At 48.6% G+C, this 17,583-nt stretch carries 13 protein-coding genes; 1 reads left to right on the top strand and 12 read right to left on the bottom strand.

The features are described 5' to 3' along the window. Window positions 1-195: 195 nt before the first annotated feature. The 12 genes from QNO02_RS04755 to QNO02_RS04700 form a co-directional block, all read right to left on the bottom strand. Window positions 196-2,043, bottom strand: a complete 1,848-nt coding sequence (locus QNO02_RS04755) for an IucA/IucC family protein (protein ID WP_289391266.1) — start codon at window positions 2,041-2,043, stop codon at window positions 196-198. Then, a complete protein-coding gene (locus tag QNO02_RS04750) occupies window positions 2,003-3,382 on the bottom strand; it encodes a type III PLP-dependent enzyme (protein ID WP_289391265.1) in 1,380 nt (459 codons plus the stop codon). Before QNO02_RS04750 ends, QNO02_RS04755 begins: the two co-directional genes overlap by 41 nt. After that, window positions 3,379-4,155 carry an HpcH/HpaI aldolase family protein gene (locus QNO02_RS04745; RefSeq protein WP_289391264.1) on the bottom strand — a complete coding sequence of 259 codons (777 nt, stop codon included), beginning with the start codon at window positions 4,153-4,155 and terminating at the stop codon, window positions 3,379-3,381. Before QNO02_RS04745 ends, QNO02_RS04750 begins: the two co-directional genes overlap by 4 nt. After that, a complete protein-coding gene (locus tag QNO02_RS04740; RefSeq protein WP_289391263.1) occupies window positions 4,152-6,155 on the bottom strand; it encodes an IucA/IucC family protein in 2,004 nt (667 codons plus the stop codon). The genes QNO02_RS04745 and QNO02_RS04740 overlap by 4 nt, the downstream gene beginning before the upstream one ends. After that, complete coding sequence (locus QNO02_RS04735) at window positions 6,130-7,917, bottom strand: IucA/IucC family protein (protein WP_289392671.1); 1,788 nt, start codon at window positions 7,915-7,917, stop codon at window positions 6,130-6,132. The genes QNO02_RS04740 and QNO02_RS04735 overlap by 26 nt, the downstream gene beginning before the upstream one ends. Next, on the bottom strand, window positions 7,895-9,328 hold the full coding sequence (locus QNO02_RS04730) for an MFS transporter (RefSeq protein WP_289391262.1): 1,434 nt from the start codon (window positions 9,326-9,328) through the stop codon (window positions 7,895-7,897). The genes QNO02_RS04735 and QNO02_RS04730 overlap by 23 nt, the downstream gene beginning before the upstream one ends. Next, a complete protein-coding gene (locus tag QNO02_RS04725; RefSeq protein WP_289391261.1) occupies window positions 9,322-10,677 on the bottom strand; it encodes a diaminobutyrate--2-oxoglutarate transaminase in 1,356 nt (451 codons plus the stop codon). The genes QNO02_RS04730 and QNO02_RS04725 overlap by 7 nt, the downstream gene beginning before the upstream one ends. A 188-nt stretch (window positions 10,678-10,865) precedes the next feature. Continuing rightward, window positions 10,866-11,888 carry an ATP-grasp domain-containing protein gene (locus QNO02_RS04720; protein ID WP_289391260.1) on the bottom strand — a complete coding sequence of 341 codons (1,023 nt, stop codon included), beginning with the start codon at window positions 11,886-11,888 and terminating at the stop codon, window positions 10,866-10,868. Between the two features lie 541 nt (window positions 11,889-12,429). Next, complete coding sequence (locus tag QNO02_RS04715; protein WP_091034523.1) at window positions 12,430-13,251, bottom strand: ABC transporter ATP-binding protein; 822 nt, start codon at window positions 13,249-13,251, stop codon at window positions 12,430-12,432. Window positions 13,252-13,264: 13 nt separating this feature from the next. Beyond that, window positions 13,265-14,308, bottom strand: a complete 1,044-nt coding sequence (locus tag QNO02_RS04710) for a FecCD family ABC transporter permease (protein ID WP_289391258.1) — start codon at window positions 14,306-14,308, stop codon at window positions 13,265-13,267. Then, window positions 14,305-15,318, bottom strand: a complete 1,014-nt coding sequence (locus QNO02_RS04705) for a FecCD family ABC transporter permease (protein ID WP_289391257.1) — start codon at window positions 15,316-15,318, stop codon at window positions 14,305-14,307. Before QNO02_RS04705 ends, QNO02_RS04710 begins: the two co-directional genes overlap by 4 nt. A gap of 97 nt (window positions 15,319-15,415) precedes the next feature. Next, window positions 15,416-16,429, bottom strand: coding sequence for an ABC transporter substrate-binding protein (locus QNO02_RS04700; RefSeq protein ID WP_289391256.1), 1,014 nt, complete (start codon window positions 16,427-16,429; stop codon window positions 15,416-15,418). 425 nt (window positions 16,430-16,854) lie between these two features. On the opposite strand from QNO02_RS04700, the gene QNO02_RS04695 reads away from it, so the two are divergent. Continuing rightward, entirely contained in the window at window positions 16,855-17,436 is a 582-nt protein-coding gene (locus QNO02_RS04695; RefSeq protein ID WP_289391255.1) for a hypothetical protein, read from the top strand. Window positions 17,437-17,583 lie beyond the last annotated feature (147 nt).

The raw sequence follows: 17,583 nt of genomic DNA, 5'->3' as shown, positions 1-17,583 counted from the left end.
TCCTCCATAACTTGCTTATTTCTAACTTAATTAGAAGTTTCGGCATGGAAATGACATTCCCTGCATGAAGACTGTATATAGTTCAGTAATTTATTACACTTCGAACTGCAAGATTATTGTTAAGCAAATCTAAAAGGTGACTTGAATTATCTCAAGTCACCTCTTCTTTAAATATGTTTTATGCACCTTTAACCTCTATCCCTTATAAAAAGGGTTCCACCCTTTGCCTTTGCCCGATGGCATCGCGCCAGGCACCCCATCCGCTTCAAGCAGCGGACGGACAACTAACTTCACGGGCCACTCCTTACTCTCGAATATCGCATGAGCGAGCGCGTCCCGGTCGGATTCGGGAAGCTGCACTTGTTGCAGCGCTCCCTTCCATGCCTGCTCCGTGATCTCCCATAACTTCGTTTCAGGGATGTGATACACCTCGCTAAGTGCCTCCATGATCGCAGCCAGATTCACCTGCGTCCCCAAAGACTGCACATAGAAGATCAGCTTCTGGAGCGTCTCATTATACAAGCTGTTCGAGTAGCCCGGGCGAATATGATAAGCAGGGTCAGCAATGCCATGTTTATCCAGATAAGGCTGATGCAAACGCACTGAATCATGATCGCGGAACAATAGACCTTTTACCTGATTATCCCGTAACACCAGACAACAGTTCTGACCATGAATCTCAGGTACAACGCCCACCTTGAACAGACGCATTACGATATCATAAAACGCAGTGGCTACGTTAGTATAAAAGTCGAGAACATAATCGCTGCTCAGGTTATCCCCCAGAATCTCCGTTAATAGATGATGACCTTCCAGATTCACACCCAGTGCGGCCATTGGGATAACTTTGTAATCATCACCCAATAACTCAGCGGGATACACACGAATCTGTGCAGCCAGATGCCGGGGATGATCATCGAACAGTCCCATGGATTCTGGCATAAAGCCCCACCAGTTCTGCTCTTCACACATGTACACCTTGTCCTTCAACGTCTCGTCACAAGCAACGGCTTGTCTTAACATCCGTTCTCCAGCAAGCCCATTCAACAGTTTGACTACCGGAAGATAACGAGCAGCCCCCAGAGACAGCACACTAACCGGTAGCTTGAGCATCAGGGTGGATTCGGTTGATGGAGCCATCGAGCGCAGAGATGATGTGGCCTGTACGTCGCCCACTTCCACATCCAATACCACAATGCTGCCTTCTTCGATCTCTCTCGTGAAGCGGGGCAGAATTACATGCTCCAATTGCCACGGGTGGACAGGCATCGGCAGGTATTCGTGCAACGTAATTCCTTTCCGGGCAAAATCGTCTTCCACCTCTCCGCGCTGAACATCGGCTAACACATCCAAAATGGACAATCCATCTTCACACCCTTGCTGCACGGCATCCAGTCGTATAGCCACCCAGCGTAGCGAAATCGCCTTCCCGAATTCTGCTGCATACCGTGTGACATCTTCTGCGTTGAATCCCACTTTGGCTTTGGATGATGGGTGAAATGGACGATCCCGCAATGCAGCAACACGTTCGCCTTTGGTAAACCATTCATAAGCAGATGCCGGAACGTTGGCGGACAGATACTGGACTTGTTCCCAGCCCAAAGCAAACTGCTCCACAGCAATATCCAGACTAGTCAGGAATTCCGCCACTCCGGGCTGCGCGTAGGCCTCATCCGACAAAGCCCTCTGTAACACTGCACGTCCAACCTCTGCTGGAGAATCGAGGAGAACCCAGCTTCCATCTGTTTTCTCCTCGTAGATCGGTGAACCCTGAACCCACTGAGTCCCCTGTCTGACTCCTGTTTCAACCAGACACAGTACACCTTGAGTGTGCAATCTATAGCGAGAAGCATCAATCTGATTATGCTCTCCGCTGTCATATCCCTTGTACAATCGACGGAACGGTGCAGGTGCTTCGGCAAAATCAATGAATGGGTTATCCTCCAGTGGGAGTAATTGCTCCGACAAAAATGAATTCATCAGATCCGCCATAATCCGGCGTTCAGCGGCTTGCAGACTGGAACGCTTCATCAGTGTTGACATGATTATTGTCCTCCGTTAGATAATGGAATGCCGGGTGCGGATGCCCCAGAAAATCATGATGCGAGATGGTCCAGCAATAAGCCCCAGACTTTTCAAACAAAACAATATCTCCCACGCGCAGCAGTGCTACCTCCGCATCGGAATGCATGCGATCCTTGGGTGTGCATAGCTCACCTACGATATGGACTCGACGATCTCTTACCTCTGGACGGGCAAATGAATGCTTCCAACGGTCCGTCGCCATAATCTGAAACGGATGGTTATGTCCCCATGAAGCAGGCAGTCGATTATGGTGCGTACCTCCCCTTAACACGGCAAAATACTGATCATGAGAGGTTTTGATATCCGTAACCTCTGCTGCGTAATACCCGTGGTCTGCCACCAGCAGTCGACCCGATTCAAAATACAGCCGACCTCCGTGTGAGGCAAGGCGTTGTCTGGCTTCACTTTGCTCCAGTAGGGAAGTGAATAATGGCCAGTCAAATCCGGGACTGCCATCATACGTGACACCGAATCCACCTCCTGCATTCACCACTTCCACAGGAAGATCATACTGCTGCTGCCACTGCTCCACCTTTTGCAAATACAGCTCAATCATCTCGGCGTGCAGCCTGGCGTCCATATTGTTGGACAAGGAGTGAAAATGGAACCCGCTTAACCGAACCACACCCGCGCCTTCCACACGAATGAGTTCAATGGCTTCTTCCACTGCCTCTTCATCGATTCCAAAAGGACTCGGCCCACCGCCCATAACAATCTTCGTCCGAGGCAACGTACTGCTTCGCAGATTGATTCGGAGCAGAATGCGCACCTCCTGCGCTTGCTTCTGTTTTTGCTTCTGCTCTTGCATCAGTTCCTCGCCGTATGCTTGCGTATATCTCTGCTCCGGGTTCTGCTCCCATTCTTGCTTCTGCCTGCTCTCATGCACCTGCTCCTGCTCCATCTCTCGCTCTTTCGCAATTGCAATGATGCGCCGAAGTTCCAACAGACTCTCCACATGGATGTAACTCACGTCATTCTCAATCGCCTGCCGCAGTTCGCTCTCCTTCTTACCCGGACCTCCAAACAGAATCGGAACCTTTCGACTTACCGCTCTAACCTTGAGTAACTCTCCAATCGAAGCCACTTCAAAGCCCTTTACCAATGGAAGCAACGCCTCAATGATCCGCGGATCTGGATTCGCCTTGATAGCGTAGAACAACTGTGTGTTGCCGGGCATGCTGCCTAGCATCTGACGTACCTGTTCCTGAATGCCAGCCAGATCATAGACATACGCACATACCGGGTCTTCATTCCTCCGTTGAAGTTCATCGATCACCTGCCATACACTAGGTTTCATATCTGCCCACCCGCATTCCTGTAATCATTCCGTTTCTGAGCATATGCCCGAAACGCCGTATTCCGATCATCACCAAGCACGTATATATGTACTCCCTGCTCAGCCCAGAGCGACATGTCTTCCACACCTCTGATGACCGTTGCATAAGGTACTTCGCACTGTTGCGCGGTAGCATGCAATTCATCCAGCGCACGTCTCACATCCGGGTGCTCTGTCTGCCATGGCACGCCGAGGGATTGCGACAGATCAGCCGCTCCTTCCAATACAAAACTCACCTGAGGGTGAGACAGAATCTGTGCACTTTGCCGAACTCCTTCAACACTTTCAATCATGGGAACAACCATCACCTGTTGGTTTGCTTCCTCGATGTATCCCGTAAGCGGATATTTCCCAAATACACCGGGACGACCGCTATTCAAGCTACGCATGCCAACCGGATGATAGTAGGCGTGGCGAACCGCTTCCTCCACCTGCTCTAGTTGCTCGACATGCGGAATGACGATGCCTTGGGCGCCACAGTCCAGCACTTTCAGAATCTCCGCTCGTTCCACTTTCGAGATACGTACCAATGGGGTTAGGCCGACCAGTTCCGCCGCACGGACCAACTCTTCCACCGATTCCATCGATGTTGCGGCATGTTCCAGATCAATAATGACAAAGTCATATTCTGCATGTCCGATCATCTCAATGATCACCGGATGTGGTATGGATACAAAAAGGCCATAGACAGGCTGTTTGCGTGCAATTTTTTCCTTCAGCGTGTTGATTCTCATTCGACGATTCCCTTTAATTCGGGCGTTCCCTTGGATTCAAGTGCATCCTTTGATATCTTGAGCGGATTACTCGCCTTGCGGAAATACAACTCCCCATCCCCATACAGGCGGCGCTTGGTCATCTCTTCGATCAGTGCATCTTCGGCAAAAAGGTCAAATGCAACAAACCGCTCTGCGTATTCCGGGTGCTGCTTCTGATAATCTACAATTACACCTGCGCACAGATGCCAGAATGCTGCCTCCGACAAACCAAACTTCTCCAAAACCAGCGCAATATCCGTCATACAGATAAAAAAGAACGCATCATACGTGTAGTCGCGGACTTCCGACACATCTCCCGCATAGATGAAGGAGTACCGATTGAACTTGCGATGGGTTTCCGGCTCCGGGTTCAGCTTCGGTGCCCGTTCTGGATGTAACAGTTGATCCGGTACATAGCGAACACCATCATGCAAATCCTTGATAAGGATTCGTTTCGGCAGATCATCTTCCAGTACCAAAATGATATTCTGAGCATGAGATTCCAGCGCAATCCCGTGTGCATAGAGCAGATGAATAATCGGAAGAGTTACCGTGCGAACAAGGGCCTCGCTCCACTTTTCCACACCATGTCGTTCTACAGCATCCTGGATAAACGGAACACCATCCGGTTGTACCAACATCAGTGCATTCAGCGGCCACGCCGTCTCACCTTGCTTCAGGTGAACCGATACATTCTCTCGCCAGATCGCACCGAGTGTGCCGTAGGCCCGTCCATATTGAGTTGCAGGTAACTGCTCATAACGGAACGACAGTCCCATGATTTCTTTTAAAATGCCAAACTGCGCCTGCTGCAACAGCTCATCTTCACGAACAAGTTCATTCAGCCAATCGCTGATCAATGGCGCGTTCTGGGTCGTATGCTGTGCCAGAATACGGGTGCTCGACGTATTGGTAATGCTGAGGGCCAGCTTGATGTAAGGGGCTTCCGGGTTCACTCTGTTCGACAGCGAACGGATCGACTGCTGCGCACGATAAGGCGAAGACGATGGACCGAGATATACGATGTCCCCATCCATCAGTTGACGGGCATATACCGATTCCAACTGGTGCTCCCACTGCCATGGATGAACCGGAATGAACACATATCGATCACCTGCGTCAGAGCCTATTTCTCCAACCTTGCCTGTTTCACTTCCAGGGCCGCAGACTGCTTCGCTGTCCTTTCCATGAGCTGTTTCATGATTGGTCTTCCCAACACTTCCACGAATGGTCCCACGAACTTCTGTATCGATTGGATACCCGTCTGCACCCGCCTGTGATTTCTCATTCATATCCCCTCGACCTTGTTGTTGCAGGATCTGATGAAATCGCAGTGCGTCCTCTACGGTCAGATGTTGCCCCACCAGTTCTTCAGAGCTATATCCCGCGGATACAGCGGTCTGAGCAAATTCTTTTTTCACAGCAACCCAGACTAAAGCAACTTCCGTATTAAACTCAGGGCCATAAGCGAGATTGTCTTTCAAAGAAAATCCTAGTCTCGACTTGTAGCTCGGGTGGTACAGATGACCGTCGGTCATGTGACTTTCAAGCGCATCATAATGCCGATCTTCACTCGGAATGTTCAAGGGCAATATAGCCCGGCACTGGCTGTCCTTTGCCATCGTTTCGAGCAGTTCCTGGATAAAAGCCGTCACATTTGCACCCTTCAATGCGTTCAGCACGATTTCCTCCAAAAACAGATCCAGATCGGTGCATGATACGCCCTCTCTTTGAATCGAACCCTTCTTCACCTTCACCCGGCCAAATGAAAACTTCCGCTCGGCTTCACACGTGTACGCCACAGAATCGCCGGAAGATGTAAGGCCGCTGGTTCGCCATGCGCTTCCACTCACATGACTGTCCAGAATGCCTTCGAACCACATTGCCTCCAACGTCTGCCGCATGATCCGTTCCTGTACACCCACGTAGACTGCTTCTGTCTTGCCGCCTGCTTCAGCCCTGTATCCCACGACTCCCACGCACTTCACTCCCTATTCGTTTCATTACATTGCTCACCGGCACGTAGGCCGGGGTCTGGCTGATCCCCCTTAGACAACTCACCAAATTTTGTTTGGCCAGAAATGCATCCGTTGTCAGCAGATGTTGCACATATGCATTGCCCGTTCGTTCCAGTTCCTCCACAAGTACCTCACGTACCTGCTTCCAGAAATGCTCCTCCGGGACGTTCACATCTCGCGCCAGGACATGAATCAGAGACCCCAGATGATTGACGATAAAATAGTACGATGTCCGCGCCCAGACTTTCTCTCGCGAATAAAATAATAAATCGGACGCAGCACGATCCTGCTCACTTATAAGTTCCTCATCTACACTGACCCCTTCCAGATCGCGGACGATAAACTCCACAGGCAACCCATCCTTTAAGGTCACAAGGGTATTCTGCAAATGGGCTTCAAAATGAATGCCTTTCTCTCCCGCCGCCCGTACAATCGGCAGCAGAGAACATTTCAGATAACGATCCAGCCAACGCTCGGCAATGTCACGTCCACCACCCAGCATCGTCATCAGCCTGGAGCGCATCCCGGGAAGCGGTGCTTCTACCAGACTGGATAAGACATACGTATTCTCAACATCAAACTCAATGGGTCGATACGCTATCGTAAACAGACTGGTTAACTCTTCATCTTCAAAAGCACAAGTGGCTACACCTGTCTCATACGCAATATACGTGTTCGGTTCAGCACTGAAGCAGTCATGCTGCCTGACGTACTTGGAGGCATCCAGTGTTCTGCGCATCTGTTCAGCACTGTTGGTGCGAATCATGTTGGTGATCTGCATGTTCAGTGACAACTTGATATTGCAGTTCCATTCGGGAACATAAACTGTACGGACCGAAGAGGTTGGATAGACGGTAGGCCCCGCACTACCGAGTAGGATTAATTTTTCATCTCGAATATAGTGCTGTACCTCGGACAACCGTGATATGTATGCGTATTGCCATGGATGGACAGGCAGCAGCTCATACATTTCACTCTTTTCTTTTAAAATAGGCTCCACATGGTTCCGCAGGAGGTCATGCAAATCCATTGCCGCCTCGTTATCAACCCATTCCTGCATGTAGATATCCTGCCTCACGGCGATATAACAGAGTTGAAATGATGTCCGTAACTCCGGACTGTACTTCTGTACATCCTGCTTGCTGAAGCCTTTGGAGTTCTTCGGAAACGGATGGAACGGATGACCAACCAACAATGACTGTTCCGATGTGCGATAGTCGTGGATGTCGAGACCGGCCGCTTGTTCGATATACAATGTAAGGTTACCGACACTGTTATCTACCTTTTGTGCAAAATCTTTGGCATACGCCAGCTCTACGCGATTCGTATTCTCACCCAATGGATGTACATTCTCCAGCTCAAGTGAACGCTTCATTTCCATCACACTTTTCTTCATTCCATGTTGATCCGAACTCGCTCCCTGTTCCCCATTCCCACTTAGCTCAGATGTGATCCAACGAACCAGGTCGCCATAATGCACTATTTCCCCGCCAGATTCCATGCTGAGGTATTCATGCTCCCCCATGGCAGAGTAATAAGACAAGCGTCCTGTCACCTTCACCCTACTAGCTTGAAAAGCAACAGCGTACGTCAGCGTACTTGGATTGATCCAAATATCGCTTTTCTTCTCTAGCGCAAGTTCACGGATGTAACAGTTCAGCAGCAGTTTGCACGAATGTTCATGCGCCTGCTGCTCAGCTTCAGACCGGAGCTTGTTTTCCATCTCGAACAATGATGCCAACCTTCTTTCGGGTTATAAGTAAGACCAGGGGAAGTGTAAGCAGTATGGCGCAGCCAAGTCCGATACAGATCTCTTTGAGTGCTCCCCATTTTGCCATCTCCATGGACGTTCCTGCCCCGGCAAGCCATTGCCAACGCATATCGTAATATAGGGTCATGCCCATCACCGCAAACGAAGAAGCCAGACGCTCAATCGTGGTTGATAACACCGACCCTTCGTGCATGTCTTCGTCCGGTAATGCTTGCAGGCCAATTGCAGAGATACTCATGCCTGACAGACCAACGCCAATTCCACGACAAGCCATGAGTATACCGATGATCCAGATCGATGCTCCCATGGGCAGAACTGCAAACGACAAGATCGATATGGACACCAGCAACGTCCCCCATGCGATAAAATGTATGGACCGACCGCGATCCAGCAAGCTGCCGCCAATCCACATGAACAGACTTGTACAGATCGACAAGGGAATGAACAACGCACCGGACAAGGCCGGCGACAGGTGGAAGACGTCCTGGAACAATAACGGCAATGCAAAGATCACGCCAAACATGACACAATCCTGAATCGTCGAGATCAATACGGTCAGCGGAAAGACGGCATTACGTCGCAGCAACTGGTACCGGATAAGTGGTTCCTTCCGACCGTTCTCGGTCTGGACAAAACGAATGAGCAGCACCACACCGAGCGCAATCAGCAGCCAAGGTACCCATACTGCCACGACAGGACTTGCGTACAACTGTACTCCCAGACTAAGGGCACCTACCGCACAGATCAGCAGCATGACACTGGTTGGATGCCATTTTTTCCTGCGGGCAGGGATATAGGTCTGAATGACTCGACCGCACCCGATGAACGAGAATATAGCCAGCGGCACATTAAGCCAAAACAGCATTTCAAGTCGTCCATACTGAATGATGAAACCACCCAGCGTTGGCCCGGCAGCCGGAGCGAGCATAAGCAGCAAGCCCCACGCTCCTGTAATTCGTCCTCGCACCTCTGGTCCGTATACATCAAACAACAGCACAAGTGATAACGGAATCATCAGCCCCGCGGCAACGCCATGCATGAAACGAACCAGCAACAGTACCTCAATAGAGTGATAAAATAGTGCACCTGCCACCGAGAACAGTCCATATAAACTGATGCCCAGCATATACGTCTGCTTACGCCCCAGTCGGTCCACGATTAGGGAAGCCAGCGGCATCGTTAACGTCATAGCCAGCATGTACAAGGCAATGATCCATCCGCCTGCTGTCGTAGAGATCTGATAATATTGCACAAAATAAGGCAGCAGCAGGTTAAATGCACTGTTGGTCAGTACCAACGAAAAAGCACCGAGCAGAATCGCGAGTAATACTGCATGCCTCTTCATCAGGGATAGGTTCAACATGCAGCCGTTGCTAAGGCAATCGCTTCAGCTACCGATTTCTCAAAAATGGCAAGGATTGCGCCCGATTCTTGCTCCGTAATATTCAGTGGCGGCAGAAAACGAACAACAGCTGAATGACGCCCGCCCAGCTCCACAATTAATCCATTCTTGAAACATTCACGCTGAATAGACTCAGCCAGCGCACCATTAGGCAGATAATGTCCCAGACGATCCTTGCGTCCCACTGGATCAACCACCTCAACGCCAATCATCAGTCCTCTGCCTCGCACATCTCCAATCTCTGCATACTGCTCTTTCAATGCATTCAGTTGATTCATAAACTGCTCACTGCGCAGATGAACGTTGTGTAGAACATCCTGTTCCCGAATATAACGAAGTGTCGCAAGTCCCGCTGCCATGGCCAGCTGATTGCCACGGAACGTACCTGTGTGTGCACCAGGTTGCCATTGGTCCAGCTCTTCCCGGTAGATGACAACAGACATAGGCAGACTTCCGCCAACGGCTTTGGAGCAGATGATTACATCAGGTACAATTCCGGCATGTTCAAATGAAAACATCCGCCCTGTCCGTCCAATGCCTGTCTGCACTTCGTCGATGATGAGCGGAATGCTTCGCTCTGCTGTGATTCGGCGCAGCTCCCTCAGCCATTCAATGTCTGCCGGAATCGCCCCGCCTTCGCCCTGAACCGTTTCCACAATGACCCCACACGGTGCGGCAATACCGCTCTCGCAATCATCGAGCAGGTTCTCGATATACTGTGCGCTCAACCGGGCCGTCATGCCTTCACCAACACCAAATGGGCAGCGGTATTCATAAGGAAACGGCAGAAAATGAACATCGGGTAGCAGGCTTTGCAAATGCTGTTTCTTGCTCAGGTTGCCACTCATCGACATCGTCGCTTGTGTTGAACCGTGATAACCTCCTTGAAAGGCAAGAATGGACTTGCCACCTGTTGCATGTTTGACCAGCTTAATGGCTGCTTCTACTGCATCGGCTCCGGTTGGACCACAGAACTGGATTTTGGCTTTGTCTCGCATCTCTGCCGGAAGAATGGAAAACAGTTCTTGCATATATGCAAGCTTCAGCGGCGTTGCCAAATCCAGTGTATGAAGCGGAATCTGCTGATCCAGAACATCGCGAATGGCGTTGACCACCGTGTCATGGTTATGCCCCAGCGCCAATGTTCCTGCACCAGCCAGGCAATCGTAGAATACGCGGCCTTCCGTATCGGTAATCTTCACCCCTTGGGCCTTGCTAATGACAAGCGGGAAATGTCTGGGGTACGATCTTGCATTGGATTCCTTCTCATTTTGCATCTTCAGATATTCCGTCTGCACCTCTACTGACATAGCCCTCTAACGCTCCTTATAATCGATTCAGGCTGAACCTGCTGCCTGTGATTCTTGTTCTTCATTTTGCATATGACATGGTATTGGTTCAAAATCATGTAAGGTCCGAATTATACATAATGGTATCCGTCATCTGTTATCCGTTATCCGTTATCCGTTATCCGTTATACATTGTCATCTATACGTTGTTATAAGCTATACATTTTATATTCAAGTTGCTCCTGACACAGGTATTCCAGGTATAACCGAACCACATCACGAGTTGTTCCACCATGGGGAAAGACGTGGTGCGTCAGATCTGGCAAGGCGTTCACTTCCAGAATGCCCCCTTGTTCTCTGGAGATTGGAGTGCGGATATCACAACAACGAACATCGACTCCTGCTACATCAATCTGAAGAGTTTTGGCCGCTTGAATGATCATTCGCGCATTCTCGGGATGAATGATTTCGGTACAATCCTTGTAGAATTCACTGATTTTTCCGGCGGCAGAATTGCGGAGATCATATAACTCGATTTCTTTTCCAGCGGCAGGAACTTCATCCAGAGTTGTCCCTTGTGCATGTAATACCTCCAGCACTCGTTCCGTTTCTACATCAACCTGAGGAAAAGCTTCATACTCGCCAATGGGTGTCATCTCGATTCGTTCCTGATTCAACTGCTCAATTAACGCCCGAACGGTTGAAGTCCCGTCTCCCTCGACATAGACAGGTCGATACTCATTCACAGCCGCTACTTCACCGTTAATAACCAGCACTCTGTAATCGATTCCGGTCACATATTGCTGCAACATAATACTGCTGCCATGGACACTCGCAAGACGAATGGCTGCCTCCAGTTCATCTGGAGTACGCACATCCAGCGTCACGCCCATGCTGCTGCTCGCATCCAGCGGTTTCACTACAATGGAACCATATCTATTCAGAAAAGCTACTGCTTCGCTCCCCATCTCCGGGATCACAATAAACGATGGTACAGACATCCCCTGCTCATGCAGCAACATATTACATGCCTGCTTGTTCTTCGCGAGCAGGCCAGCGATTAACGGCAGACGATGAGATCTGGTTTTGTTAATGATGATCTCTTTGTCCCCTACAGACAGCTTCAGGAAATCTTCGCATCCCTCTAGAAGTGGCTCACAGGTGATGCCCATTTCTCTCGCTTTGCTTATAATGAGTCGGTTTTGCAGATTATGAATCCCTTTCGGAAACACTGAAAATCCTCCTCGATCGAATGAAGGTACTCGCTCCTATATAAGTTGAATTAAAGATTATTTACACCGACACTACAATGACAGAACAACCTTCCAATCGCTGTTATCCCCAGATTTTTTGATTCCCTTTTCTCAAGGGAAAAATCCGGGGATAAAGGCGAACGCTTCGCTTTTTCAGGTTTTTTCTGTCCTCTCCGTTGCATGTAAATGATTAATTCAACTTATATGGCTCATACGTTCATCAATTTTTATTGTAATTATATATTGATAATGATTATCAATATCATATAAAATCTATTTTATGGCAATTCGAGTTATATTGTCAATAATAAACTTTTAAGGAAAAATAAGAATGAATTTAGTGTGGGTTTGAGTCGATTCAGGTATGATTTTATCGAATAATAGGCACAACAAACTGGGCAAGCCTGGGACATGGTTTTACCAACGGCTTGCCTAATTTGTCATCTGCATGATCATACAATGGAGTTGATGTGGAGTTTTGAATCATTATTGAAGTAATCAAAAGCGGACTTTTTGATCCTCAAGCCAGTTGTGTATAACGCTGTTCTCCATTCAGCTTCCTTCCTCGTCCATGCGGGATACAGGTTGGTGTGCCGAACAGTGGATCGATTGCAATCTCACACTCCATCTGGAAGACTTTACGGACCATGTCCTGTGTAACAATATCTTCCGGTTTACCTTCTGCGTAGATGGACTTGTTGTGAACAGCCACAATGTGATGCGCATAACGACATGCCAGATTCAGATCATGAAGTACCATGACAATCGTGCGTCCTTCCCGTTCGTTCAACTCAAACAACAGATCGAGGATATCAATCTGATGTGTCATATCCAGATAGGTTGTAGGTTCATCCAATAACAGCGTTTCAGTCCCCTGCGCAAGTGTCATTGCAATCCAGGCACGCTGACGCTGTCCACCGGACAATGCATCCACAGGTCGATCCGCGAGTTCTGCCAGATGTGTGGATTCAAGTGCCAGCTTGACCATACGCTCATCCTCTCGTGACCATTGCTTCAGCCACGTTTGATGTGGATAACGTCCTTGCTTAACCAGTTGGTTCACCGTCAGGCCCTCCGGAGCGGTCGGGCCCTGTGGCAGGATGGACATACGCCTTGAAATCTCCTTGGTCGGCAGCTTTGCAATCTCTTCGCCATCCAGCAGCACCGAACCGGAGCTGGATTTCAGCAACCGGGCCATCGTACGCAGCAGCGTAGATTTGCCACAGCCGTTGCTGCCAATCAGGACAGTAATCTGTCCCTTGGGAATGGTCAGGTTCAAATTTTCAATAATGGAATCTGCTCCATAGGAGATCGTAAGCTCCTTGGCTTCCAGAATACTCACAGCTCTCTCCTCCTCAAAACTGATTTCGATTCTTGAACAACAAATACAGGAAAAATGGTGCGCCTACGCCTGCGGTGAATACCCCTGCGGGAACATCAAGTGGTAGAAAGGCTGTGCGGGCAATCAGATCTGCCGCAAATACAAGCAGAGCACCAACCAGTCCAGATACAATCAGCATACTGCCAAACATCCGGCCGACCAGCTTCCGGGCAATATGTGGAGCGATCAGACCAACAAAACCAATGGTTCCGGCTACCGCAACGGCGATTCCCGCCAGCAGTACACTGCATAACAACAACGCTGAACGATGCCGCTGGACCGTTACCCCTAGGCCTGTGGCCAGATCATCCCCGAACTCCTGTGCATTCAGGCTACGGGCGAACCAGATTGCCAGCGGTACAACAATTACGATAACCGGGAGAATGGTTCGAACATCGGTCCATGATGCTCCGTACACACTTCCAGTCAGCCAGATATAGGCTTGACCTGCCGTGTAGAACGGACTCAGGATCAGCATAAAGGTCGTTCCAGCTCCCGTAATGGCTGACACTCCAATCCCGATCAGCACCAACCGGATCGGACTGACTCCTTTTTTCCAAGCAAGCACGTAGATGATTAATGCCGTCACAATTGCGCCAGCGATGGCGAACAATGGCAACAACTTGATGCTCACCGTTCCACCCAGCAATGTAACAAAACCTACAGCTGCAACGGCCGCACCGCCAGTGATACCGATAACATCCGGTGAGGCCAGCGGGTTACGGATAATACCTTGCAGGAGCGCGCCTGACATACCGAGGGCTGCTCCTACGAGCAAAGATAAAAACACCCGTGGCAGTCTTAAGGTCAGCACGACGAAGTCAAGCTCCCCTTCATTCAGACCAAATATCGTTCGAAGCACATCCAGCGGAGAGATAAAGTCACTGCCCACACTGGTACCAACAACCCCTGCCACCAGGAACAGGAGGATACATATGCCGATGACAACCAAAGATTTTTGTTCCATTTGCACCGAGACGGTGTCTTTTTTGTTGCGGAAAGTCAACATTTTCCTCATATCTTCGTCACCCCCTTGCGGGCAATGTACACGAAGAAGGGTCCGCCAATCAGTGCAGTCATGACACCAAGTGGAACTTCCTGCGGCATGATCACCAGCCGTGCGACCACATCCGCGGACAGCAGCAGAATCGCTCCCCCTACAATAGAGTAAGGAACAAGCCAGCGGTAATCATTGCCCACCAGTGCACGCATGATATGCGGGACAACCAGACCGACGAGACCGATCGAACCGGCTACGGCAACCGAACCACCCGCCAGCAATACCGTAACAATTCCCATGAGCACCTTGACCAAAAGTACATTCTGTCCCATCCCTTTGGCGATATCATCACCCGTCAAGAGCAGATTGATGGCTCTGCCCATGAACAGAGCGACAATAGCTGCGGCTGTCATGTATGGCAGAACAGGATATAACATTTCCAACGTCCGACCACTTACTGAACCGGCAAGCCAGAACAGTACATCCTGCAATCCGGTTCCATCCAGCACCAGAATGGCCTGTGTGAACGAGGCAAATAACGCTGAGATAGCCGTACCCGCCAGTACAATTTTGATCGGTGTCAGACCATCACGACCGAGGGAACCCAGTGCATAGACAATCGCCGCGGCAACCGCAGCTCCGGCAAAACCAAACCACATCATGGTGGTGAGCGAAGATACGGACAATACCACAATGGCAATGACAATAAAAAAGATCGCACCTGCATTGATCCCGAACACACTTGGTGATGCCAGCGGGTTACGTGTCAATGCCTGCATCAGTCCACCTGCCACGGCCAAACTTGCTCCTACAACAGCAGCAATCACCGTACGTGGCAACCGTTCCGTCAGCAGAACCACATGTTCCACAGAACTCTCGTCATAGAATTGCAGTGCATCCCATGCCATCTGAAACGTGATATGCGTACGTCCCAGAATCATACTGGCTAGGCAAACAAGTAAAAGTAATATGAATAAACCAGCCAGTCCATAGATCTTGGCGCTTGCCTTTGTAAAAAGGGGAAACATACTCTCACTCTCTCATCTGTAAAATGAAATAGGACCTGCCTGCCCATACACTTCGTTAACGAATGTCCTGGTGCATGGCAGGTCCTGCTCCTGTTAGTTAGTTCAGGTTGAACTGCTTATATAGATCGTCCAGCATCATGTTGGCCGATGTGTATCCACCTGCCATGTTCCAGGCCACTTCATCGACCTGAACCAGTTGGTTGTTCTTGACTGCATCAAGGTTTTTCCACAGTGGACTGCTGGTCCAATCATCATAATTTTTCTGAATGGCATCTGTTTCTGTGCCTGAGTTAAAGTTAAAGATCATGTCTGCATTCATGTCCGGAATGTTCTCTTTGGAAGTCAATTCAACTCCCCATGTGTCTGCGTCATGTCCGGCAGGTCTGGTGAACCCAAGTTCATTCAGAATCTTACCTGCGTATCCCATGTAGAAAATACGAACCTGATCGGCTCTAAAGTTCGTGATGGTTGCTTCAATTGGCAGACGATCGCCCATTTTCTCTTTGAAATCTGCTACACGGCCATCCCAATCAGACAACAGTTTATCCGATTGCTCAACCATATTCATCGCTTCTCCAACAGTTTTCACCGTTTCTTTCCAGTCAAACAGGGTCTCCGTCACTACCGTTGGTGCGATCTGGGACAATTGCTCATAGATCTCTTCATGTCTGATCTTCGTAGCAATAATCAAGTCGGGTTTCAACTTGTTGATCTCTTCCAGATTGGGCTGGGATTCCTGACCCACTTGTGTTACTCCGTCCAGATCTGCTCTCAGATATTCGTAGACTGGCTGCTGAACCCAGGATTCAACCACGCCAGTCGGTTTCACGCCAAGTGCAACGACAACATCATTAGCACCTTGGAACAGTGTAACAATCTTTTGCGGAGTTCCCTTGATTGTGGTTTCGCCCATAGCATGCTTGATCACTCGGGTCTGATCTTCAGTTGCACTTGCAGTTGTATCACTTTCATTATTGCTCTCATTGCTGCTTGCAGCTTGGCTGGACGTATTCGTTGTCTCGGCACTTCCACCCGAAGCACAACCAGCAAGTAGTGAAATCATCAGAATAAGTGCTGCATAAATGTATAGCTTTTTCTTTACTTTATACATGAAATCCGTCTCCCCTTTTTTATCTAAATGATATTGAATCTCATTATCAATTGTATTGTAATGGAGATGAAATCATTATACAAGCATTTTATTTGGAAAAACTTCTCACTCCCTGTCGAACTCTGTAACTTCGTAAAACAACATTAAATAAAGATATATTAACTAAATCAATACAATATATATCGATACAATACGCCTACACATAAACCATATATGTGATTTTTTTCTTACCTGCTAAATATACAAATCTCTCTTCTTACTTTTAGCTTCATCTAATACATGCCCTTTTTGCTGGTGGATCATTATTCATTCATATGCATTCAACCAAGATATTTACTGTAAAACAATTCCTGTAATTTCTTGTCGTACTATGTTAGATTATCCATTGGAATAAAATCACATCTATAGATAGGGGATACTAACACGTGAAGAAATCATGGGTACTATCAATCATTATGAGTTTTGTTTTGCTCGGAGGGGTATTCGCACCTGCAGGGTCCTATGCCTCTGCTGCGGATGACTCAACCACTACATATTCGGAAGACGAATACTATGAAGAAGTTGACACGTCAGAACAAGAACCGATCCCTACAGTCGAAGAAGAAGATTTCCTGAGCTACCTTGATCAGTTGGATAAGGCATCGGTATATGAGGAGAAAGCCTTCAATGCTTTGGGAGGTGGATTCTACATTACATCGTCCAATCGCAAGTCCGTTTTCCTGAAACTGACCAACACAGCGATTCCTAACTACACCAAATATGTTTCCAAGCTGAAGCTGATTAAACCGCAAAATACAGAATTGCAAAAAATCCATGCCAACCTGATTAAAGGTAGCTATACACAGCTGGAAGGATTCCAACTCGCTAAAAAAGCGGTCTCCAAAACAACGGTAAACAGCGCTGTCCTGAAACAGGCCAATGCCAAAATTGATTCCGGCAAGAAAAATATCGAGAAGTTTCACAAAGAATTCTCTGCATATGCCAATAAACTTGGATTTGATTTATAAAAAACAATTGTAGAAATGCGTCCTACATTTCGAATAAAACAATTTGAAATTTAAGGAAAAAAAGTGTTTTCTTTTGCTGCGTTAGTTCGTATAATAACACTATAATCAAAAGGCTATGCTGCCGAAAGGTACAACCTCGTGAACAAT

This window comes from Paenibacillus sp. PK1-4R, from assembly GCF_030369595.1.
GTDB lineage: Bacteria > Bacillota > Bacilli > Paenibacillales > Paenibacillaceae > Paenibacillus.
Note: the sequence above shows the minus strand (reverse complement) of the source record. Positions and strands in the feature narration are given on the sequence as shown.